Annotated in this window: 22 protein-coding genes; 13 read left to right on the top strand and 9 right to left on the bottom strand. The window is 63.3% G+C overall.

What is annotated here, in order from left to right; all coding sequences use genetic code 11:
* Nucleotides 1-122 precede the first annotated feature (122 nt).
* A complete protein-coding gene (locus tag ACQY4S_RS07650; RefSeq protein WP_428484586.1) occupies nt 123-1,436 on the top strand; it encodes a DUF2325 domain-containing protein in 1,314 nt (437 codons plus the stop codon).
* A gap of 38 nt (nt 1,437-1,474) precedes the next feature.
* Here ACQY4S_RS07650 and ACQY4S_RS07655 read toward each other — a convergent pair whose 3' ends face one another.
* Both ACQY4S_RS07655 and ACQY4S_RS07660 read right to left on the bottom strand, forming a co-directional pair.
* Nucleotides 1,475-1,681, bottom strand: coding sequence for a TOBE domain-containing protein (locus tag ACQY4S_RS07655; protein ID WP_428484654.1), 207 nt, complete (start codon nt 1,679-1,681; stop codon nt 1,475-1,477).
* A gap of 14 nt (nt 1,682-1,695) precedes the next feature.
* On the bottom strand, nt 1,696-2,091 hold the full coding sequence (locus tag ACQY4S_RS07660; protein WP_428484587.1) for a winged helix-turn-helix domain-containing protein: 396 nt from the start codon (nt 2,089-2,091) through the stop codon (nt 1,696-1,698).
* A 206-nt stretch (nt 2,092-2,297) separates the two neighbouring features.
* On the opposite strand from ACQY4S_RS07660, the gene ACQY4S_RS07665 reads away from it, so the two are divergent.
* From ACQY4S_RS07665 to ACQY4S_RS07705, 9 genes are all read left to right on the top strand, one after another.
* The gene (locus ACQY4S_RS07665) at nt 2,298-3,209 is read left to right on the top strand and encodes an ABC transporter substrate-binding protein (RefSeq protein ID WP_428484588.1); all 912 of its coding nucleotides are present in this window, start codon (nt 2,298-2,300) and stop codon (nt 3,207-3,209) included.
* A 12-nt stretch (nt 3,210-3,221) separates the two neighbouring features.
* Nucleotides 3,222-3,971 carry a molybdate ABC transporter substrate-binding protein gene (gene modA / locus ACQY4S_RS07670; RefSeq protein WP_428484589.1) on the top strand — a complete coding sequence of 250 codons (750 nt, stop codon included), beginning with the start codon at nt 3,222-3,224 and terminating at the stop codon, nt 3,969-3,971.
* 4 nt (nt 3,972-3,975) lie between these two features.
* Nucleotides 3,976-4,659, top strand: coding sequence for a molybdate ABC transporter permease subunit (gene modB / locus ACQY4S_RS07675; protein WP_428484655.1), 684 nt, complete (start codon nt 3,976-3,978; stop codon nt 4,657-4,659).
* Entirely contained in the window at nt 4,656-5,783 is a 1,128-nt protein-coding gene (gene modC / locus ACQY4S_RS07680; RefSeq protein WP_428484590.1) for a molybdenum ABC transporter ATP-binding protein, read from the top strand. The genes modB and modC overlap by 4 nt, the downstream gene beginning before the upstream one ends.
* 88 nt (nt 5,784-5,871) lie before the next feature.
* Nucleotides 5,872-8,220 (top strand): xanthine dehydrogenase family protein molybdopterin-binding subunit, encoded by a 2,349-nt coding sequence (locus tag ACQY4S_RS07685; RefSeq protein WP_428484591.1) that lies wholly within the window; start codon nt 5,872-5,874, stop codon nt 8,218-8,220.
* A gap of 17 nt (nt 8,221-8,237) precedes the next feature.
* A complete protein-coding gene (locus ACQY4S_RS07690) occupies nt 8,238-8,600 on the top strand; it encodes a hypothetical protein (RefSeq protein WP_428484592.1) in 363 nt (120 codons plus the stop codon).
* A 281-nt stretch (nt 8,601-8,881) separates the two neighbouring features.
* The gene (locus ACQY4S_RS07695) at nt 8,882-10,384 is read left to right on the top strand and encodes an aldehyde dehydrogenase family protein (protein ID WP_428484593.1); all 1,503 of its coding nucleotides are present in this window, start codon (nt 8,882-8,884) and stop codon (nt 10,382-10,384) included.
* Nucleotides 10,385-10,493: 109 nt separating this feature from the next.
* Complete coding sequence (gene msrB / locus ACQY4S_RS07700) at nt 10,494-10,895, top strand: peptide-methionine (R)-S-oxide reductase MsrB (RefSeq protein ID WP_428484594.1); 402 nt, start codon at nt 10,494-10,496, stop codon at nt 10,893-10,895.
* A 315-nt stretch (nt 10,896-11,210) separates the two neighbouring features.
* Entirely contained in the window at nt 11,211-12,206 is a 996-nt protein-coding gene (locus ACQY4S_RS07705) for an aldo/keto reductase (RefSeq protein WP_428484595.1), read from the top strand.
* Between the two features lie 102 nt (nt 12,207-12,308).
* Here the strand turns inward: ACQY4S_RS07705 and ACQY4S_RS07710 are convergent, their stop codons facing one another.
* The gene (locus ACQY4S_RS07710) at nt 12,309-13,739 is read right to left on the bottom strand and encodes an aldehyde dehydrogenase family protein (RefSeq protein ID WP_428484596.1); all 1,431 of its coding nucleotides are present in this window, start codon (nt 13,737-13,739) and stop codon (nt 12,309-12,311) included.
* A 182-nt stretch (nt 13,740-13,921) separates the two neighbouring features.
* On the opposite strand from ACQY4S_RS07710, the gene ACQY4S_RS07715 reads away from it, so the two are divergent.
* Entirely contained in the window at nt 13,922-14,782 is an 861-nt protein-coding gene (locus tag ACQY4S_RS07715) for an SDR family NAD(P)-dependent oxidoreductase (protein WP_428484597.1), read from the top strand.
* 116 nt (nt 14,783-14,898) lie between these two features.
* Here ACQY4S_RS07715 and ACQY4S_RS07720 read toward each other — a convergent pair whose 3' ends face one another.
* Complete coding sequence (locus tag ACQY4S_RS07720; protein ID WP_428484598.1) at nt 14,899-15,633, bottom strand: SDR family oxidoreductase; 735 nt, start codon at nt 15,631-15,633, stop codon at nt 14,899-14,901.
* Nucleotides 15,634-15,759: 126 nt separating this feature from the next.
* Here ACQY4S_RS07720 and ACQY4S_RS07725 point away from each other — a divergent pair, with 126 nt between their 5' ends.
* Nucleotides 15,760-16,665, top strand: coding sequence for a LysR family transcriptional regulator (locus ACQY4S_RS07725; RefSeq protein WP_428484599.1), 906 nt, complete (start codon nt 15,760-15,762; stop codon nt 16,663-16,665).
* A 278-nt stretch (nt 16,666-16,943) separates the two neighbouring features.
* On the top strand, nt 16,944-17,945 hold the full coding sequence (locus tag ACQY4S_RS07730; RefSeq protein ID WP_428484600.1) for a site-specific integrase: 1,002 nt from the start codon (nt 16,944-16,946) through the stop codon (nt 17,943-17,945).
* 12 nt (nt 17,946-17,957) lie between these two features.
* On the opposite strand, the gene ACQY4S_RS07735 is transcribed toward ACQY4S_RS07730, so the two are convergent.
* From ACQY4S_RS07735 to ACQY4S_RS07755, 5 genes are all read right to left on the bottom strand, one after another.
* Complete coding sequence (locus tag ACQY4S_RS07735) at nt 17,958-18,629, bottom strand: hypothetical protein (RefSeq protein WP_428484601.1); 672 nt, start codon at nt 18,627-18,629, stop codon at nt 17,958-17,960.
* 211 nt (nt 18,630-18,840) lie between these two features.
* Nucleotides 18,841-19,509: a recombinase family protein gene (locus ACQY4S_RS07740; RefSeq protein WP_428484602.1), complete on the bottom strand. Its 669-nt coding sequence runs from the start codon at nt 19,507-19,509 to the stop codon at nt 18,841-18,843.
* A 368-nt stretch (nt 19,510-19,877) separates the two neighbouring features.
* Entirely contained in the window at nt 19,878-20,282 is a 405-nt protein-coding gene (locus ACQY4S_RS07745) for a hypothetical protein (RefSeq protein ID WP_428484603.1), read from the bottom strand.
* Between the two features lie 91 nt (nt 20,283-20,373).
* Complete coding sequence (locus ACQY4S_RS07750) at nt 20,374-20,967, bottom strand: hypothetical protein (protein WP_428484604.1); 594 nt, start codon at nt 20,965-20,967, stop codon at nt 20,374-20,376.
* A 179-nt stretch (nt 20,968-21,146) separates the two neighbouring features.
* Nucleotides 21,147-21,617 carry a hypothetical protein gene (locus ACQY4S_RS07755; RefSeq protein WP_428484605.1) on the bottom strand — a complete coding sequence of 157 codons (471 nt, stop codon included), beginning with the start codon at nt 21,615-21,617 and terminating at the stop codon, nt 21,147-21,149.
* Nucleotides 21,618-21,776: the final 159 nt, after the last annotated feature.

Below are 21,776 nucleotides of genomic sequence, written 5' to 3' on the forward strand. Positions count from 1 at the left end.
TATATCCAATTGCATATCACGACAAGAGGCCGGTCACGACAACAGGCCGGTCACGACAACAGGCCGGTCACGACAACAGGCCGGTCACGACAACAGGCTGGCCAGACTCAAGACCGGCATCCATGGCGACCGGGAAGGACATGAACATGGCCGGAGGAGGACCTCCCCTCGCAATTCGCAGCAGTCTGCACGCGCCGCCGCTGTCAAGGCCGTTCGATCTCGCCTCGATCGCGCCCCAACTGGTCGTGCGCGACGCGCCGGATTTGCCGGCGGCGCCGCCGCGACGCACCAAGATCTGGGAATTCAACACCAACCTGCACTGCTCCATTATTGGCACCTGCCTCTCCACCGGAGAGTTGCGGCAGGTCCTGAAGAAGCTTGGCGTGACATCGCAGGCGTGCACGGATCACGACTTGCACGGCGTCGCGGTCACCCTGGCCAGCCGGCATGACAACGCCGCCAAGCAGCTCAACAAGGCGCTGGATCATCGGCACAAGCTGGCGGTCAGCCAGTTTTCCAGGGCAACCGACGAGACGGCGGTGTGTGCGCTTTGGGATGCCGCCGTCCGGCGCGGCGAAATTCCCGGCGCCTATTGGGCGGTCCTGACACATCCGCTGACAACCCAGACCATCATTCGCCAGGCCTTCGGCGAGGTGCATATGCTGTCGCACCTGGTCGGTTCGGCCAACCGCGCGGACATCCGGCGATTGTCCCAGCTCGAAGCCGAAAAGACCGAGCTGGAGGGGCGGCTGGAACGCCAGCAGCTTGCGCTTCACGAAGCGGTGCAGACGCGTGACAGGCAGATCAAGGCGCTACGCCAGGCTCTGGCGCGGCAGGTCGTCGCGGCCCCTTCGGCCGAGGACAATACGGCGCCTGACAGCGCGGTTCTGGGCGGGCTGCTGGCCGACCTGGAACGACGCCTGACGAACGAGATCCGTCGCCGAACCGCGCTGGATGAACGGCACGCCGCCGCACGGGCCGCGCTGGTCCGCGAGCAGTCCGCCCGAAGCGCGGCCGAACGAGATCGCGAGGCGATGCACCGGGAACTCGATGCCGTCGAGGCATCCCTGCTGCTGAACGGTTCGCCCGAAACGCATCCGGCAGTCCGGTTGATCGGCCTGAGGCTACTCTATGTCGGCGGCCGTCCAAACCAGGTCACGCCGATGCGGGCGGCGGTAGAGCGGCTGGGTGCGACGTTTCTGCACCACGACGGCGGCGTTGAAAACCACGCGAACCTGCTGCCCGGTCTGGCCAGCCGGTCCGACCTTGTCCTGTTCCCGGTGGACTGCATCAGCCACGATGCCGCGAACATGGTCAAGGCGCTTTGCCGGCAGGCCGGCAAGCGGTTCATCCCGCTGCGGTCCGCCAGCATCACATCGTTGCTGACCGCGCTGCAGGCGCCGGAGATCGCCGGATTGTCCGACGCCGCCGATTGATCAGGGCATGATCGCCGCCGGCGGATCCGTCGGAAGAGCTAGACACCGACCATCACGTCTGACGCCTTGATCACCGCCGAGGCCTGCATGCCGGGTTTCAGCGCCAGTTCCTCGGCGGCTTCGTTGGTGATCGAGGCGGTGATCATCACCGACGGCGACACCTCGATCGTCACATGCGTGGTCGTCGCACCCGGCTTCACCGTCTTAACCGTGCCGGCGATCTGGTTGCGGGCGGAAAGCTTCATCATGCGGTCTCCTGTCAGGTTGAACGCTGCTTGCCGGTGCAGACCCGGTTGAGCGCCAGCAGGTGTTTACGCGCCGCCAGCGCCGTGTCCATCTCAATAGCACGATAGCTGCTGACCACGGCCTTGCCGGCTTGCGTCAGGACGGCGCCGCCGCCGCCGCTGCCGCCCGCGGCGGTTTCGACCACCGGGGTGCCCAGGCTCCGGTTGAGGTCTTCAACCAGTTCCCACGTCCGCCGATACGACATCCGCAGCGCTCGGCCGGCCGCGGAGATCGAACCGGCCCGCCCAATCTCCTCCAGCACGGCGATCTTGCCGGGACCGATCTTGGCCCCGGAAGCCAGATCGAGCCTGATGCTGAGCCGGTCGATGGGACTGGCCGTGTCCGAACGCCGCGGGGTCCGCTTTGCCATGTGGAATAACAAACCACACCGGACGGCGGCCGGGCAATCTCGACGGAAACACAACAACCGGAAGATGCTGTTGCCGCTGTATCTTTGCGACTATACCGGCAGCCAGCACGGAGGACAGCATGCTCGGGCGCGCGTGCCTGATTTTGGCAATGGTCTGGCCAATAGTCGCGGTGGCGGCCACAACGGGGGCCCCAACGGGAGTCAACGTGACCGACGCGACCGGACGTATGGTACGGATTCCCGATCATATCGCCCATGTCGCCCCCGCCGGCCCACCCGCGGCCGTTTTGCTGGAGGCCGTCGCGCCCGACCTGATGATAGGCTGGCCCACGCCGCTGTCCGATCCGGCGCGCGCGATCCTGGCACCGGATGCGGCGAAACAGCCGCAGATCCCGCGCTTGACCGGGCGGCAGGACGTCTCGGCGAAGATCGTCGCCCTGAAACCCGACCTTATTCTCGATTACGGCACCGTCTCGCCGCGCTATGCGGACCTGGCGCAGGCAACGCAGCAGCATACCGGCATTCCGACCATCCTGCTGGACGGATCGCTGGCCAAGATACCGCAGACCATCCGAACCCTCGGCATGATCCTGCATCGGCAACAGCACGCCGAAACACTGGCCCGCTTCGCCGAGGCGCTGCTGGCTTTGCCATTGTCCAAAACTCACCCGCGTGTGCTGTATGCCCGTGGACCGGACGGGCTTACGGTCGCGGCACCTGATACCGATGTCACCGACGTGTTCACCCGCCTTGGCTGGCAGGCGGTCGCACCCGCCGGCGAGGGAACCTTCCGTTCGGCAACCATCGAAACGATCCGTTCGCTCGATCCGGATATCTTGATCTTCGCGGACCCGGCGATGGCCGAGGCGATCGCACACGCCGCCGCATGGCGAGATGTGCGGGCGGTCCGCGATGGGCATGCCTTCATCGCGCCGCACCTGCCGTTTGGCTGGATCGAGGAGCCGCCTTCGATCAATCGGCTGATCGGCCTTGCCTGGCTCAGCGGCCGCGACCCGGTGACGCTCGCGGCGCTGTTCAACGCGGTGGTTTATGGCCACACGCTGACACCGGCGGAACGCGATACCGTGCTCACCGGCGTTCGCGCCATTCAACCCTGAGAAGGCCGGTTCATGCGCTTGCTGCTGTTCCTATGCGTCCTGCTCGTGCCGCTGATCGCGCGCGCGCAGGAGGTCACCGTATTCGCCGCCGCCAGCCTGACCGACGCGATGAAGGATATCTCCGCTCAGTGGGTCAAGGCAGGGCATCAGCCGCTGCGGATGTCGTTCGCCGCCAGCTCCATTCTGGCGCGGCAGATCGAGCAGGGCGCGCCGGCGAACCTGTTCGCCTCCGCCGACGAAAAATGGATGGATTACCTGGCGGACAAAAACCTGATCGCCGCCGCTACCCGCAAGGACTTGCTGGGCAACGATCTTGTCCTGGTGGTTCCAGCCGACAAGCCGCTTCACGTCACCATCGGCCCGGATTTCAACCTGCTGGGTCTGCTTGGTGCGAATGGTCGGCTGGCCGTTGGCGATCCGGCGCACGTGCCGGTTGGCATCTATGCGGAGCAGGCCCTGAAGAAGCTGGGCGTGTGGGACAGCATCAGCCCGCGGCTGGCCAGGACCGACGATGTCAGGTCCGGCCTTCTACTGGTCGAACGGGGTGAGGCACCCGCCGGCATCGTCTACGGGACCGATGCCGCGATATCCAAAAATGTCATGGTGGCGGGCAGCTTCCCGGCCAGCAGCCACGATCCCATCTCATACCCGTTCGCGCTGACCAGGTCGGGCAATACCGCTGACGCGCGTGCCTTGCTTGTGTTCCTGGCCAGTCCATCGGCGCGCGCGATCTTCCTGCGGCGCGGCTTCAAGGTGGAATAGCCTGCTGGCACCGGAAGAATGGGAAGCGGTCCGGCTCACGCTCACCGTGGCGGCACGGGCGGTCGGCTTTGGACTGCCGCTGGCTGTCCTGGCCGCCTTCGTCTTGAGCCGCTATCGCTTTCCGGGCCGGCCGGTGCTGAATGCGCTGGTGCATCTGCCGATGGTGCTGCCGCCGGTCGTCACCGGCTGGCTGCTGCTGATCATTTTCGGCGTTCGCGGGCCGATTGGCGCGATTTTGAACCACTGGTTCGGCATTCGCCTGGCGTTCACCAGCGCGGGCGCCAGCCTGGCCTGCGCCGTGATGACCTTTCCCATCATGGTCCGGTCGGTCCGCCTGTCGCTGGACGCCGTCGATGCCGGACTGGAGGACGCGGCACGCACCCTCGGCGCCAGATGGCTTGACCGCCTGTTCAACATCACGCTGCCGCTGGCCTCGCCCGGCATCCTGGTCGGCGCCATCGTCGCCTACGCGACCTGCCTGGGGGAGTTCGGCGCCGTCATCACCTTCGCCGCCAACATTCCCGGACAGACCCAGACGCTGCCGCTGGCGATCTATGGTGCATTGCAGGCGCCGGGCGGAGAGACGACGGCCGCCAGACTTTCACTCGTTTCGCTGACGCTCGCGCTGATCGGACTGTTGCTCTCGGAATGGTTCGGCCGGCGGTTGAACTCGATACTCGGCCGATGAGCCTTGCCGTTTCGCTGCATCACCGCTTTCCCTCGATTCAGTTGGATATTGCGTTCCAGGTTCCCTCGCCGGGTGTAGCGATGCTGTTCGGGCCATCAGGGTCCGGCAAGTCGGTCACCATCGCCGCCACCGCCGGTCTGCTGCGTCCAGACAGTTGCCATATAGAAGTCGACGGCCAGCTGCTCGCCGACACATCCTCCGGCGTATGGCTGCCACCGGAACGGCGCCGCACCGGCCTGGTGTTCCAGGACTCGCGGCTGTTTCCGCACATGTCGGTCGCCGCCAACCTGCGCTTCGGCCTGCGTCGCGTCGCGCCAGGCGCCGTGCAGTTCGACGATGTCGTCGACCTGCTCGACATTCGTCCGCTGCTGGACCGCCGGCCGCACAGGTTGTCCGGCGGTGAGCGCCAGCGTGTCGCGATCGGCCGAGCGCTGCTGGCACAGCCGCGTTTGCTGCTGATGGATGAGCCGTTGGCCAGTCTCGACGCCGCCCGCAAGGCAGAGATCCTGCCATTCCTGACGCGGCTGAAGACGGCGCTGAAACTGCCGGTCATCTACGTTACGCACGCGCTGGACGAGGTGGCACGGCTGGCCGATTCACTGGTGCTGATCGAGGCCGGCCGGGTGGTGGCTTACGGCCCGGTGTCGGAGGTCGTCGCGCGTGCCGACCTGCCGCTGGCGCGGCGCGATGATGCCGGTGCCCTGCTGCTGTGCCGCGTCGAGGCGCACGATCCTTGCCGCGTCCTGACCCGCCTTCAGGGCGGCGGCGCGGCCTTCCTGGTACCATTGCTCGACCTGCCCATCGGCTGCGAATGCCGCATCCGGATCCCGGCCCGCGAGGTGATCCTGGCCGGTAAACCACCTGACGCGATCAGCCTGCATAACATCGTGCCCGGAACGATCCGCCGGATTGCCGAGGACCTCGAACGGCGCTCGGTGCTGACCGAGATCGCGTTGCCGGAGGGCGCGCTGTTGTCCAGGGTGACCCCGGACGCGATCACCCGGCTTGGACTGTCGATCGGATCGCCGGTCCTGGCGTTGATCAAGTCGACCTCGATTGAAGTGCTTGGAGCCCCGGCCCTGTCTCGCAATTCCCTGACCTCACCGGGAGCTGGAACCAACTGAACGAAACCCTGGTCGCGCTTCGGCGCTATATCCTTTTGGATATGACGTCATCGACGCCCGAACCCGTCCTGCAGAGAGCTTCGCCCTGATGAATGCACCAATCGACCCTTCATTGCTCACGGACGAGAAATTCGCCATCGGCCAGCCGGTCTCACGCAAGGAAGATCCCGTCCTGCTGCGCGGCGAGGGCCGCTACACCGATGATCTGAGCCGCCCCGGCCAACTTCATGCCGTGATGGTGCGCAGCCGGCTGGCGCACGGCGACCTGCGCGCGATCGATGTGGCGGCGGCGCGTGAAATGCCTGGTGTGCGCGCCGTCATAACCGCCGCCGAACTGGACGCGGCCGGTTTTCGCACCATGCCGGCAAGCGCGGGAAAGCATCGCGATGGCACGCCGACACCACGCCCGCCGCAGCGCCCGCTCGCTGCCGATCGTGTGCGCTACGTCGGCGAGCCGATCGCCATGGTGGTGGCGGAGACCAGCCAACTGGCGAAGGACGCCGCCGAGACCGTGTTCACCGACATCGACCCGCTGCCGGGCGTCACCACCGCCGCCGCGGCGGCGGAGCCTGGGGCGCCATTGCTGCATGCGGACGCGCCGGGCAACCTCTGCCTGGACTTCCACTTCGGCGACAGCGAAAAAGTCGCCGCCGCGTTCGGCCGGGCAGCCCATGTCACCCGGCTGTCCATTCGCAACAACCGCATCGTCGTCTGCCCGATGGAGCCACGTTCGGCCATCGGCGAATACGAAGCGGACACCGACCGTCTGGTCTTGCGCCTGGGCTGTCAGGGCGTGTTCGGCCAGCGCGCCCTGTTGAGCGGCATCCTGGGCGTTTCCAAGGAGAAGTTGCAGGTCCTGACAGGCAATGTTGGCGGTTCGTTCGGCATGAAAGCCTCGGCTTATCCAGAGTATGTTTGCCTGCTGCATGCCGCCCGGACGCTGCGCCGCCCGGTGAAATGGACCGATGAGCGATCCGAAAGCTTCCTGTCCGACAGCCACGGTCGCGATCATGAAATGACCGCCGAACTCGCACTTGCGGCGGATGGTGAATTCCTGGCCTTGCGGGTGACCGGCTACGGCAACCTTGGCGCCTGGCTGAGCAACGCGACCACCATTCCGCCTACCCTGAACACGGTGAAGAATATCATCGGCGTCTATGCAACGCCGCTGATCGAAGTCGCCAGCAAATGCATGTTCACCAACACCACGCCAGTCGGCGCCTACCGCGGCGCCGGGCGGCCCGAGGGCAACTACTACATGGAGCGCCTGGTCGAGACGGCGGCACGTGAAATCGGCATCGATCAGGTGGCGTTGCGCCGACGCAACCACATCCAGCCGCGGCAGATGCCATACCGGGCACCCTCCGGCATGGTGTACGACTGCGGCGAGTTTCCCGCCGTGATGGACAAGGCACTGCGCGCGGCCGACTGGGACGGCTATGCCGCCCGCCAAGGCGACAGCCGAACCCGCGGCAAGATCCGTGGCCGTGGCATCGGCCATTACCTGGAGGTGACAGCGGACGCCGGCAACGAGATGGGCGGGATCAGGTTCGAGGCCGACGGAAGTGTGACAATCATCACCGGCACGCTCGACTACGGCCAGGGTCATGCCTCACCCTTCGCCCAGGTCCTATCCGCCCAGCTCGGCGTTCCCTTCGAAAAGATCAAGCTGCTGCAAGGCAATTCTGATGAACTGGTGGCCGGCGGCGGCACCGGGGGCTCGCGTTCGATCATGCAAAGCGGCGGCGCCATCGTCGAGGCCAGCGATATCGTCATCCAACGCGGCAAGCAGGCCGCCGCGCACTTCCTGGAAGCCGCGGTCGCCGATGTGGAATTCACCCGGGGCCGTTTCAGCGTCGCCGGAACCGACCTGGGCATCAACCTCAACGACCTGGTTGATCAATTGCGGCACGCGGAGCAGTTGCCGGCCGATATCCCTCGAACCCTTGATGTCAGCCACATCTTCAAGGGTGTGCCGTCGGCGTTTCCCAACGGCTGCCACATCGCGGAAATCGAACTCGATCCGGACACCGGCGTGGTGGAAGTGGTTAGTTATACCACGGTCAACGATTTCGGCGTCCTGGTTAATCCCATGCTGGTCGAAGGTCAGGCGCATGGCGGCATCGCCCAAGGGATCGGACAGGCGCTGACCGAGAGCGTGGTGTATGACGACGATGGCCAGCTCATGACCGGCTCCTACATGGACTATGCCCTGCCGCGCGCGAACGACATCCCTGGTCTGGGATTTCAGAGCCATCCCGTTCCGGCGCGCAGTAATCCACTCGGCGTCAAGGGATGCGGCGAGGCCGGTTGCGCAGGCTCCCTGCCGGCCGTGATGAATGCGGTTGTCGATGCGCTATCGGCGTTTGGGATCACTCACATCGACATGCCGGCGACGCCGCTGCGGGTCTGGCAGGCAATTCAGGCGGCACGTTAGGCTCGGAGGCGACGCACTTGGTTGATCCCACAGGAATTGATGCGAACGAGTTGGTCAGTGTGGCACTGTCACCCGATCGCAAGCGCCTGCGGCTGAGGCTGAAAGACCAGTTGGGCCGGACGGTCGCTCTGTTGCTGCCCGCAAGCTGGTTGAACACGATTCAGGGCGCCCTGCCGCGGCAGCTCGAAAGTGGCATCGCGCACCCGCTGGATAGCTGGAGCATGGATCGAGACGGAAACGGCCAGGATTTGATATTGACGCTGCGCACACCGGAAGGACTCGCTGTCTCATTCACGGCAAAGCCATGGCAAGTGGAGGGAATGGCAACTCTCGCAACCTACGGGAACCTGAGCAGGACGCACGTGAAGACAGTCCATTAAGTCATCATTACGCGGGATTGCAGCAACCGCTGTATCATCCATCTTGGCGGCCGAAGGTCATGAAAGCCGTGCCGCGAATGATCTTATCATCTTGGCGAAGACGACGCTCAGGCTGCCGGCGGCAAATAGAAGCTGATCCTCGGTGTTGCTCGCGCCCAGCAGCTATTTTATTGCAAATATGGAAATACTCGCCTCAATTGCCAGATGCGACCGCCATCTGGAATCCGTCACTCTCGCTCGCCATGTCTTGCTGAATACAGCACCGCCAGAGGATGCCACCTATGTCGACCACTGAACAGATGCGCGCCGTCGCCCCCACGCAACACCAGGCCCGGATGCTGATCAATGGCGCCTGGGTCGACAGCGCGTCAGGCGCCGTGCTCAGTGTCGAGAACCCAGCAAGACGAATCCCAATCGCCACCATCCCCCAGGGCGCCGCGGAGGATGTGGACCGCGCGGTGCGCGCCGCCGAGATCGCCTTCCCCGCCTGGAGCAAGATGCCCCCGCGTCAGCGCGGCCGTCTGTTGCTGCGCATCGCCGAGGCACTGGAGGCACGCATCGAGGAAATGGCCCGCACCATCGCCGAGGAAACCGGCAACGCGCTGCGCACCCAGGCTCGGCCGGAAGCAACCTTGACCGCTGATATCTTCCGCTACTTCGGCGGCCTCGGTGGTGAACTGAAGGGCGAAACGATCCCACTCGGCGAAAATGTCCTGAGCTACACACGGCGCGAGCCACTTGGCGTGGTCGGCGCGATCATCCCGTGGAACGCCCCGGTGCTGCTGGGCGCATTGAAAATCGCTGCTGCCTTGTGCGCCGGCAACACGCTTGTGCTGAAGGCTGCGGAGGACGCGCCGCTCGGCGTGTTGCTGATGGCCGAGGTGTGCCAGCAATTCCTGCCTCCCGGCGTGCTGAACGTCTTGACCGGCCTGGGCGAGGAATGCGGCGGACCGCTGGCACAGCATCCAGGCATCCGCAAACTGTCGTTCACCGGCTCGACCGAGGTCGGCAAGATCATCATGCATGCCGCCGCGGATCGCATCGTGCCGGTATCGCTCGAACTCGGCGGCAAAAGTCCCTCGATCGTTTTTCCCGATGCTGACGAGGATTGGGTGGTGGACGGCGTGATCGCCGGTATGCGCTTCACCCGGCAAAGCCAGTCGTGCACGGCGGGATCGCGGCTGTTCCTGCATGCCGATATCTTCGAAAGCTTCCTCGACAAGCTGACCCGCAAGACCCAGGCCCTGACGCTTGGCGATCCCCTGGACGAGGCAAGCGACATTGGCAGCATTATCAACGAAAAGCAGTTTCGCAAGATTTGCGGCTATGTCGATGAAGGTCTGCAACGGCAGGATGCCCGTCTGGTATTCGGCGGCCTGCCGCCGAAAGAGGGTCCCCTGAGCAAGGGATATTTCGCCATCCCGACCGTGTTCGCCGACACCTCCAATAACTGGCGCCTGGCGCGCGAGGAGATCTTCGGGCCGGTCCTGGTCGCCATTCCCTGGCGCGACGAAGCGGATGCGATCCGCATGGCGAACGATAGTCATTACGGTCTCGCGGCGTATGTCTGGACGCACGAGATCGGCAGCGGTTTGCGTGCGGCGCATGCGATCGAGTCCGGCTGGGTTCAGGTGAACCAGGGGCTGGGACAGCAGCCGGGTCACTCCTATGGCGGATACAAGCAGAGCGGCATCGGCCGCGAGTTTTCCCTGGAAGGAATGCTTGATAGTTTCACGCAAAAAAAGAACGTCACGGTTAACCTGAACACGCCCGGCCGGCATTAAGCCGCGGTCGGCATCTCGCGTGCTTGTGACCGTCCTGCAGCCAGGTAGTATGGCTGACGCGCGCGGCTATATGGTCAGTCAGGATGGCACGTTACGAAAGCTCCCAATCATGACGGTTAAAACTTACGCCTTCACCCGCACCGACGCCGAGTGGCGGCAAATGCTGACACCTGAGCAGTATGACGTGATGCGGAATCACGGAACCGAGGCACCGGGAAGCTGTGCCTTGCTGCAGGAAAAGCGTCCCGGCCAGTTCACCTGCGCCGGCTGTGATCAGCCGTTGTTCGAAGCCAAGTTGAAGTTCGAAAGCGGCACCGGCTGGCCAAGCTTCAACGACCCGATCGACGGCGCCACCGAGACATCGGTTGATCGGGCCTATGGCATGGTTCGAACGGAAGTCCATTGCGCGACCTGTGGAAGCCATTTGGGACACGTGTTCGACGATGGTCCACCGCCCACACATTTGCGCTACTGCATCAATGGCGTCGCGATGAACTTCGTGCCGGACTGACCTGATTCCTTATCTTTGGAATTGTCAGTGTTGACGTTCGGCCCCGATAGTCTCCGATCAACGTTCCGAACGAAACCGCTTGAACGTGCGTCTGGGGACCATGAACAGGTAATAGGCGGCACGGCTGGTTCGGCTTGCGGCGGTGGTTGAGCTTTCCAGACCGGTTTGAGCCGGCTCATCAAACCAGTCGAAGTTGGCAACCGCTTCACAGCTACGTTGCTGCACCTCATGCGGAGACGGGCTTCGGCGTGGTCGACCACGGCTACAGATGTGTCCCATGCAACCTCGTCCTTCACCGCGGGAGCTTGATACCCTATGCAACATATGAAATTCGGTCGCACCGGCCTGCGTGTCTCCAGGCTCTGCCTCGGAACCATGACCTTCGGCCTTCAATGCGATGAAGCGCGCAGCCACGCCATCCTGGACACGGCCGCCAATGGCGGAATTGATTTCATCGACACCGCCGATGTCTATCCCTTGGGCGGCGGCCGCCAGACCGCCGGCCGGACCGAGGAAATCGTCGGCACCTGGCTGAAAGGCAAACGCACGCAATTCATCCTGGCCAGCAAATGCGCCGGCCAGACGGGGCCGCAATCCTGGGATCAGGGCATGTCGCGCAAGCACATCCTTGACGCGATCGACGCCTCGCTCCGCCGGCTCGGCACGGACTACATCGACCTCTACCAGTTGCACGCCTATGATCCGTTGACGCCGATCGACGAGGCGCTCGACGCGCTTGATACGGTCGTGCGGTCCGGCAAGGCGCGTTACGTTGGCGTGTCAAACTGGCCGGCCCACAAGATCGCCCGCGCACTCGGTCGAAGCGAGGTCAAGAACATCACGCGCATCGAATCCGTTCAACCGCGCTACAATCTGTTGTTCCGAAGCTTCGAACGCGATCTGCTGCCGATGTGCGAGGAAGAATCGATTGCGGTCATCCCGTATAACCCGCTCGCGGGCGGCCTGCTCACCGGCAAGCATGATCGGACGGCGCCGCCGCCGGAGGGCACACGCTTCGCGCTGGGTACCGCCGCCGCCCGCTATCAGGAACGCTACTGGAATGAAAACCAATTCCAGACGATCGAGGATCTGCGTGCGGTCGGCAACGAGGCAGGCATGAGCATGGCGACCATGGCGGTGGCCTGGGTTCTGTCCAACCCCGCCATCACGGCACCGATTATCGGCGCCAGCCGTCCCGAGCAACTCGCCGATAGCCTCGCGGCCGCGGAAAAAGGACCGCTGCCGGACGATCTGAAAACCAGGCTTGATGAGATCACGCACGGCTGGCGCGCGGTGGATGCGATGCGCTAGCACGACCCGCCGAACGTCCACACCGCTCTTCCGCCGGGCGGCGGGCCATCAGCGCACCTCGAAGGGACGCTGATGGCCCGGTATCGTCTCTGATTTGGCCTGCTATGCCGCCTCGTAGCCAATCACCGCCTTGATCTCGGTGAACTCATCCAGCGCCCACTTGCCGTATTCCCGGCCGTTGCCGGACTGCTTGTAGCCACCAAACGGCGCCGCGGTGTCGCTGGCCGGATAGTTCACATGAACGTTGCCGGCGCGCATTTCCGCCGCCACACGACGGGCATGCGCCAGATCAGCGGACTGCACGTAAGCCGCCAGTCCGTAGACGGTGTCGTTGGCAAGGCGAACCGCCTCCGCCTCGTCAGCATAGGGCAGGATGGACAGGACCGGGCCGAAGATCTCCTCACGCGCGATCGTCATGTCGTTGCGCACGCCGGCGAAGACGGTGGGACGCACGAAGTAGCCGCGGTTGAGGTGTTCGGGACGGCCGGGACCACCGGTGACCAGCTCCGCACCCTCATCGATGCCAGCCTGGATCAGCCGCTGGATCTTGTTGAACTGCACTTCGCTGACCACCGGCCCGAGATTGGTGCGCTCGTCATGCACGTCGCCCACTACGACACCATCGGCCGCCGCCTTGGCGATCGCCTTGACCTCGTCGTGCCGGTCAAACGGGACGAACATCCGGGTCGGCGCGTTGCACGACTGGCCGCTGTTGTTCATCATGCCGACCACGCCCTTGGTCACCGCGGCCTGGAAGTCGACGTCCGGCAGCAGGATGTTGGCGGATTTGCCGCCAAGCTCCTGCGAGACGCGCTTCACCGTCGGTGCCGCCGCCTGCGCCACAAGGATGCCGGCCCGGGTCGAGCCGGTGAACGACATCATGTCGATATCGGGATGCGCCGACATCGCCGCGCCCACCACGGCGCCCTCGCCCTGCACCATGTTGTAGACGCCAGCCGGCACCCCGGCCGCATGCATCACCTCCGACCAGATGATGGCGTTCAGCGGCGCGACTTCCGACGGCTTCAGGACCATCGTGCATCCGGCGCCGATCGCCGGCGCGACCTTGCACACGATCTGGTTGATCGGCCAGTTCCACGGCGTGATCAATCCAACCACACCGATCGGCTCCCGCGCGATCAGGGTCGTGCCCTGGATTTCCTCGAATGGGTAATTCTCCAGCACGTCGATCATCCGCATCAGGTGGCCGGTGCCGGTGGCCGACTGACTTTTCAGCGCGAACTTCAGCGGCGCGCCCATTTCCTGGCACAGCGTCTCGGCGATGTCCTGACGGCGCTTGTTGTATTCCGACAGGATAGCGCGCAACAGATCCAGCCGCTGCTTGCGAGACGTCCGCGCGAATGCCGGAAACGCCGCCCTGGCGGCGGCAACGGCGCGGTCCACATCCTTGGAACCGCCCACCGCGATCTGCGCGAACGCCTCCTCGGTCGAGGGGTCGATCACGTCGAGCAGGACGGGTTCCAGCGGAGCCACCCAGGCCCCGTTCACATAATGGTGCTGTTCATGTTCCATAGTGCATGCCTCCAATTCATCGTTGAACGCGGACCGCCGAGAGCGAAGTCTGCTCCCTGCATGGGTTTCAGGCCACTGCTTCATCGCCCCGGCTTCGTACGCTATATGCACATGGATATGGCGGTCAGGAAAGTCACCTCCGGCCGCCTTGGTCTGTCGCCCTCCAGCCAGAAAGTTTCATCATGAATCAGCATCCCGCCCTCAACGCCGGCCGTGTCGCGGTCATCACCGGCGCGGCCAGCGGCATTGGCCTTGCCGCCGCCACGCGGTTCGCCGCGATGGGTCTAAAGGTCTGCCTGGCGGACCTGTCAGCCGAGACGCTGGAGCGCGCCGCCGAAGCGGTCGCGTCGGTGTCGCCGATCGGCCGGTCGGGCGTTCTCGCGGTGCCGACCGATGTCAGCCGCCTGGACGCGGTGCAGGCCCTGCGCGACGCCGCCTATGCGACCTTTGGCGAGGTCGCGGTGCTGATGAACAACGCTGGCACCGCACCGGGCGGTGGTCCGTGGGAGCACATCGATCGCTGGCGGCGCGTGCTGGAGGTCAATCTCTGGGGCGCCATCAATGGCGTGCAAACCTTCAGCCCAGCCATGCTGGCGCAGCAGACCGGCTGCGCGATCATCAATACCGGCTCCAAGCAGGGCATCACCTGCCCACCAGGCGACACCGCCTACAACGTCAGCAAGGCCGGCGTGAAGGTGCTGACCGAGGCGCTCGCGCACAGCCTGCGCAACGAGCCCGGAGCGCACATCACCGCGCACCTGCTGATCCCAGGGTCCACCTTCACCGGCATGACCCGCGGCGGACGAACCGAGAAGCCACCGGGCGCCTGGACGCCCGACCAGGTTGTCGACATGCTGATCGAGGGCATGAACCAGGGCGACTTCTACATCCTCTGCCCCGACAACGACGTGACCCGCGCAATCGACAACCGGCGCATCTTGTGGGCGGCTCAGGATATAACACAGAACCGCGCCGCGCTGTCCCGCTGGCATCCTGACTACAAGGAGGCTTTCGACCAGTTCCTTGATGCCCCAGTTTCTTGATACCCCAGTTCCTTGATGGCAGGGACGAACCGGCATGATTGACCGGGGCGGACCATCCCTTGATCATCCATCCGCGCCGGTCACCAGGACGATCTTGGATGCGAAGCGGTTCATGGTCAGACCTGCGTCGCCAACGGCCGAACGACGATCTCGTTGACGTCGACCTCATTCGGTTGTTCGATCGCATACTGGATCGCGCGGCCGATCGCATCCGGCTGGATCGCCATCGCGCGGTACTTGTTCATGCTCTCCCGCGCGGTCGCATCGCTGATGGTGTTGGCCAACTCGGTGTCGATGACGCCGGGATAGATGCAGGTGCAGCGCACCTTGTTGCTTTCCTTGCGCAGCCCCTCCGAGATCGCGCGAACCGCGAACTTGGTGGACGCGTAGACGGCGGCGGTGGGCTGGACGACGAAGCCGCCCACCGACGACACGTTGACGATGTGGCCGTGGCCCTGCGCCTCCATCCTGGGCAAAACGGCCGCGATGCCATGCAGCACGCCGCGGATGTTGACGTCGATCATCCAGTTCCACTCGTCGGTCTTGAGCGCGAGCAACGGCGAAAGCGGCATCACGCCGGCATTGTTCACCAGCACGTCGACCTGGCCGAATTCGGCTCGTGCGAAGTCGGCGAACGCCTTCACGTCCTCCAAGCTCGTGACATCAAGCATTCGCGTGCGGACCTGTCCGGCCGCCGCCTCGATTTCCCGGGCAATTGCCTTCAGCTTGTCGATGCGACGCGCGCCGAGCACGACGCGGGCGCCGGCGGCGGCGAGCACGCGCGCGGTCCCCTCGCCGATGCCGCTCGATGCACCGGTGATGAGCACGACCTTTTTGTCTAGTGAAGCCATTCGAACCTCCTACCGAGAAATTAGCGGACGCCGCTCCTGGGGTGCGACGCACGGGAGGTAGCCATCACCGCGGACCTGGATTAGATGCGATAATCTGCATGGCACGTTGAACGAGGTGGGATGATCATGCGAGGCAGCCTTGACGACATGGCTGCCTTCGCCGCGGTCGCGCGTGCGCGCAGCTTCACGCGGGCGGCGGCCGAGCTGGGACTATCGACCTCCGCGCTCAGCTACACGATCAAGCGGTTGGAGACGCGGCTCGGCATTCCCCTGCTCCAGCGCAACAGCCGAAGCGTCGCGGCGAACGAGGCGGGAGAAACATTGCTGCGCACGCTCGAACCGGCGCTTGAGACTATCGGCGGCGCGCTGGACGACCTGGGCCGCGCCCGCCATATCGTTTCAGGTACCGTGCGGATCACCGCCACGCGTCAAGCCTACGACGCCGTGATCCGCCCGGTGCTGGCCGCCTTCTGCGCCACCTATCCCGCCGCCACTGTCGAGGTGCTGATCGAGTACGAATTTCGCGACCTTATCGCCGACCGCTTTGACGCGGGCATTCGCCTGGGCGAGAAACTGCAGCAGGACATGATCGCGCTGAGCGTCGGGCCAGAGCTGCGGATGGCGGTGGTTGCCGCCCCATCCTACCTCGCCGCACATCCTGCCCCTGGGACTCCACCGGATCTCACGCGGCATCTCTGCATCAACTATCGCATGATGGCAGCGGGCAGCCTCTATGCCTGGGAATTCAATCGCAACGGAAGGGAGCTGGAGGTCAAGGTTGCCGGTCCGCTCACCTTCAATGAACCTGAGCTCATGCTGAGTGCGGCGGTGGAAGGCCTTGGCGTTGCCTATGTCCTCGAGCACGAAGCCATGCCCTTCATCGCGTCCGGCGCGGTGGTCCGCTTGCTGGAGGACTGGACACCAACGTTCCCCGGCTTCTTCCTCTACTATCCGTCGCGGCGACAGGTGCCCCCGGCGCTCGCCGCCTTCGTATCCGCGCTTCGTCGTCATCGGAGAGGTGGGAGTAGCTAGGCGGGTGACGTCACTATCGTAAACCGCGGCCAGTACTGGGTGGATAGATGCCCGCGATGACGGGAGAACGCGGCCATACTTGACTTGCAGCACTTATTGTCCGCGAACCTTGCGGAGCGACCGTCCGCCGTTCGGACTTGTAACGAGTCAGTGGTGCGGGCGGTCTGCATAACAAAATGGCCGATTCCTGCCGCTGTGGTCCAGATAACCCGCTAGTCTCGTTTGCAAACCGATGCGTTTATGCGTAGATGATCCCGGCAGTGGTCACGGGAGCTTGTATGGCATCGATATCGAGACGAGGACCGTTCTGGCGGGTCCGTATCCGTTGCCGTGGGGAGACGCTTAGCAAGACGTTCGATACCGAGGCTGAGGCGCGCGTCTGGGCCGACCGTGAGGAAGTCCGTGTCGCCGCCGGGGCAACCGCTGCTGTCATTCGTGCAACGCCTTCAAGCCTCACCGTAGCGGCGCTGTTTGAGCGTTATGCACGAGAGGTATCGCCAACCAAGCGAGGCGAACGATGGGAAGTGATTAGGCTTCGCGCCATCGCTCCGGCCTTCCCGATGCTCGCCATAGAGGTTGACGGAGCGACAATGGCCGAATGGCGCGATAGACGGCTGAAGTCGGTATCGCCCGCTACCGTCAACCGAGAGTTGAGCCTGATTAGCACCGTGTTCACGCGGGCTATCAAGGAGTGGCGACTACCGTTGCCAGCCAATCCGGTTCATCAGGTCATATGGCCTAGCAAGCCCCGTGGAAGGCGTAGGCGCGTATCGGATGCGGAAAGGGCCGCGATCATTCATGAGCTAGGCTGGGATGGGACCAGTGAGCCGAACGACATCCGATCGTGGATAGCCTGGTCCTTTTGCCTGGCACTCGAAACAATGATGCGTCAAGGGGAGCTTTTGGCGTTGACGTGGGGGCACATCCACATAGGACGGAAATTCTGCCACCTGCCGCATACCAAGAACGGGCACGAAAGGAATGTCCCCCTGTCATCCCGCGCCGTTGCGCTGCTCAACCTGCTCACTATAGGAAGGGATGGGCAACGTGTCATTCCGGTTGAAGCCGGCACGTTTGGGGCGTATTTCCGCGAAGCGGTTAAAGGTGCGACGATCGAAGATTTGCATTTCCATGACACGCGCCGCGAAGCCCTGACGCGGGCCGCAACGAAGATCACGAACGTTGCAGAGCTTGCGCGGGCGAGCGGGCATAGGGAGCTAAGATCGCTTATGGTTTATTTTGAGCCGGACGTTACCGAGATTGCTGAGAAACTTGGTTAGCCGGTTGGCCCGTTAGGTATCCACATCAGGTTGCTCCGCCACCTTCCGCATTTCGACAATCTTATTCGGTAGCGTCTCGGCGACATACTTTAAGGCTTCCTGCTGTGCGGTGAGGACGCTGTGAAGCTCTATCCATGTGACGGTCGCCCTTTCTGCCGAGATGCCCGTGTTCGTTAGCCACACTGGCGCGGTGATGTCCTCGGCAACTATGTTAGGCGACTTAAGGTCTTCGTCGAAGTGCTTGGCCCGATTCCAGATCAGCCTAAGCCTGCGCTCGCGATCGCGGCTATCGGGCGGCTCAGAAGGATCGCGTCCATCAACAAGGTCGATAAGGCGCCTGAAAAGCGCGTCCGCCTGACATGTGGACCCTATGCAATGCTCGAAGTGTGTAACTGCACGTAAGGCGACCAAAAAGTGATCGTTGCCTTGCGGAAGCCGTTGGATATACGAGAGGAGCAGTTCCCAGCCTGCTCTGTGTTGCCGGACGGCGTCATCCGACCGGCGCCCAAACATAACAGTAAGCCGCTTCATTGGGTCCGGGTATCGAACTGTGAACAGGTTGTTTAGCACAAGCGATCCGAGATAATTCTTCGGTTCGTCGATCTCCAACGCCCCGCATTCGGTAAGTTCCGATAAGTGGGGGGCGCCGAAGCCGTTCATTACGTAATCGCTAAAATTACTCATGTCATCCTATCCCTGCTACTTAGAGAATGAGCAACCGCCGGTCCGTTCATAAACCGGGAGTGGGAGGTGATTTCTCGCGTTGGAAATGTCAAGCACTTCGATATTGATCGAAACCACATCCGCTAACTATCAGCTTGCCTGATGCCTGCGCTGGCAAATCTGCCCGTCAAATTCGCCGTTCCGCACTTTGCATAGCGGCTCTATCAGGCTCCTACTCGCCAGCCGTTTCCGCGCCCAGCACCCGATGCAGGGCAGACAGCGCAAGCGGGTGGCCTTGTGCCTCCATCGCCGCCTGTATGGCGCGTAGAGGCTTGCCAGCCTGCCGCATGGCATGCGCCAAGCGGATGGCGTCCTGTTGAGCGTAATCCGTCACCAACTCGCCATCAGCGCCAACGGTGAAGCCGAACGGCACCTTGCCGCCGAGATACCGCCCGCGCGTCTTCTGATCCGCCTTCACCGTAGCCACGCGCTCACGGATGCGGTCGCGTTCAGCTTCGGCAACGGCTGAAAGGATCGTAAACACCAGTTTGCTGATCCCGTTGCTGGTCACATCGCCGCCGAGGTCGATCATGTGCAGAGACACGCCACGCTGCTTCAGCTTTGCCAGCACGTCAAGCGCATCCAACGCACTTCGGAACATGCGATCCAGCTTCGGCGTGATCACCACGTCGCCGGCTTTCAGGCTCGCCAGCATCGCCGCGCCTTCCTGACGCTCGCCAAGCGGGATGGACCCGGACACGCCGCGTTCCACGAACACCTTGTCAACCGACATGCCGTGCATCAGCGCGTAGCCAGCGATGGTGCGTTGCTGGACATCCAGGCTTTCGCCTTCATCGGCTTGCCGCGTGGTGCTGACCCGCCCGTAACCGTAGACCGACATGACCCGCTCCGTGTTCGCTTGTTCGCTTGCGTCCCGAACCTATAAGATTGTTCTGGTGCCTTAGCAAGAGAACATTTTGGACGGTTAGCGGTTTTCGGCAGGGCAGTTTTCGCGATGTGCTGTGCAGGTTGAAGCGGCGTTTCGCGAACCTGAAACACCGCTCCAGCGGTTTCGCGGCCTTGCCGGCGCATTCCTGATTCCGTTGCCGGATCATCCAGCCGCTTCAATCTGCTTCGCGAGAGGCCAGCCATTCGAACCCGCGTTGATGCCATACCCCTGCGGCTCCTGTAGGCACGCCAGAGGGTTTCCGCTGCCATCGCACAAGCAACGTTCCGGAACCGCTCTAGCGTGCATCCTACGCCTGGCAATCAGCCGGCTTCGTCTTCGTCTACTTCGTTGCTATCGACGCTGATCCTGGACACGAGCATTTCCAGTTCCGCGTCTGACATGTCGCTGATATTCCTGATTGTGGTGTCGGTTACGACGTGCGACAGCTTCGCGTGGCGGTAGGGAGCAATCTCTTTCGCCAGCGCGGCGGCTTGAACCCACCTACCGGCGCAAGCTTCGAACGTCATAGCATACGATAGCACTTCAAGCGGAGACATCGCGGAAATGCCCGCTGGCGTGAGAACCTCGTTTGCTATCCCTGCCGCGTGCATACGGGCGATGGCCTCCGCTGATAGCTGTTCGCGATCAATCGTAGAGCGGTTGCGTGATCCGGGCGGGCGGCCAGCGCCGGGTCGGATGCCGCCATGATTCGTAAGCTTCATCATCTTGATCTCTCGATATATCTTAAATTGGTTTTCAATGGGAACGCGGGCGGCTCCCCAAGAGGAACCGCGCCCACTCGGTTGAACAGGATCGTCAGTCGATCGGCACCGGCGCCAGCCGCTTGGCTTCCGCCGCCGCTGCTTCGGCTTCCGCCTTCAAGATCGCCACGAACTCGGTCTTGCGATCACGATAGATGTCCGTGCCGAAGCCCACGTCCAGAACAGCCCCAGGAGCCGCGCAGAGGCGCCCTTGTTTATCCAGGGTCAGATCATAGCCGGCTTCGCGCAGACGGCTCAGGCAAAGCGCGGGGATAGCTTCGCGTGCCTGTTCGGCCTCTCGCTCCCGGCTTGCGTCCATTCGGGCTTGCAGTTCCGATTTCTTGGCCTCATGCGTGGCAAACCAGGCCAACAAGGCAGGGCGCTTCCCGAATATTGTCCGCCTGGTAGATGCACCCGTTACCGGGTCGGCTTCCATCGCAAGCTCGCTTACTTCCCAGAAATTGAGTGATGCGAACCCTTCAAAGATCACCGTGAATTTCCGCGCGACGTTCGCGCTCGCCTCATCATCCGCCGCTGCCTTAACGTCAGCGTTCGCCTCCGCCCATGCCGCGTCGATCAGGCCGAACACCGGAGCGCGGTAGTTTACCCTCGCGGCCTGGTAGGATTTCAGGCAGGCTTGTTTGAGCAATTGGAGATTTTGCTGGCTTACCATTGTCTTATGCTTCCGGATTGGTGTGACGGGCTAGAATTGCGGAAAGGTCGCGCTCGTCCTGGCGCCTGAGTTCAGCGATGTAGCTTTCTCGGATGATGACTTTGAGCCGTTCGGCATATTCGGCTGCGCTAGGCGGGGTGGGTTCGGTTGCCATGTTACGGGCTTATCGCGTTGAGAAAGCCGCCTGCCGGCAGTCCAGGGCCATCGGAGGGGTCCTGAGACAGAACGGTGATCGGGAAGTTTCGCATGATGGATGTTTGGCCACGGAAGATCGTAACCTTCCCGCCGCCCAAAGGGGCCGCCATGGCGATAAACGTCGGCAACTGGACGCTTGGACTGAGGCCCGGCGCCTGCCCCTGTCCGAAGTCCAATTCGGTCCAGAGGGTGGATTGACCGGCTGGCACACGGAAGACGCCGGCTAAGTTCTCCGCGACGACTGCCCTTGCGTCGATACCCCAGCGGAATATCAAATCCGAGGCCGAGTTATTAACGATAAGGACAGCCGCCCCATCGTTTTGAGCGAATGGAACACTGTAGGCGTAGCTGGACTGATGCACGATGTATGCAACGGCGGTTACAGTCTGCGAGAAGGTAAGATAGGCGTTGAAGCTTCCAGATATTGGCATGAGGTCAGTTCCTTGGGCGGCGATGATGGCATCAGCGATCCGGCCGCCCGGCGGGCGCTGATGTTGTTCCGCTGCCAGCGCATGGTGCTTGGCAGCGGTAGCGATGGGGTAAAGTCAACCTTGGGGGTTAAGTCTGAGGTTTAGACATCGGTAAAGTCA

The sequence above is a fragment of the Rhodopila sp. genome (genome assembly GCF_965276935.1).
In the GTDB taxonomy this organism is placed as follows: Bacteria; Pseudomonadota; Alphaproteobacteria; order Acetobacterales; family Acetobacteraceae; genus Rhodopila.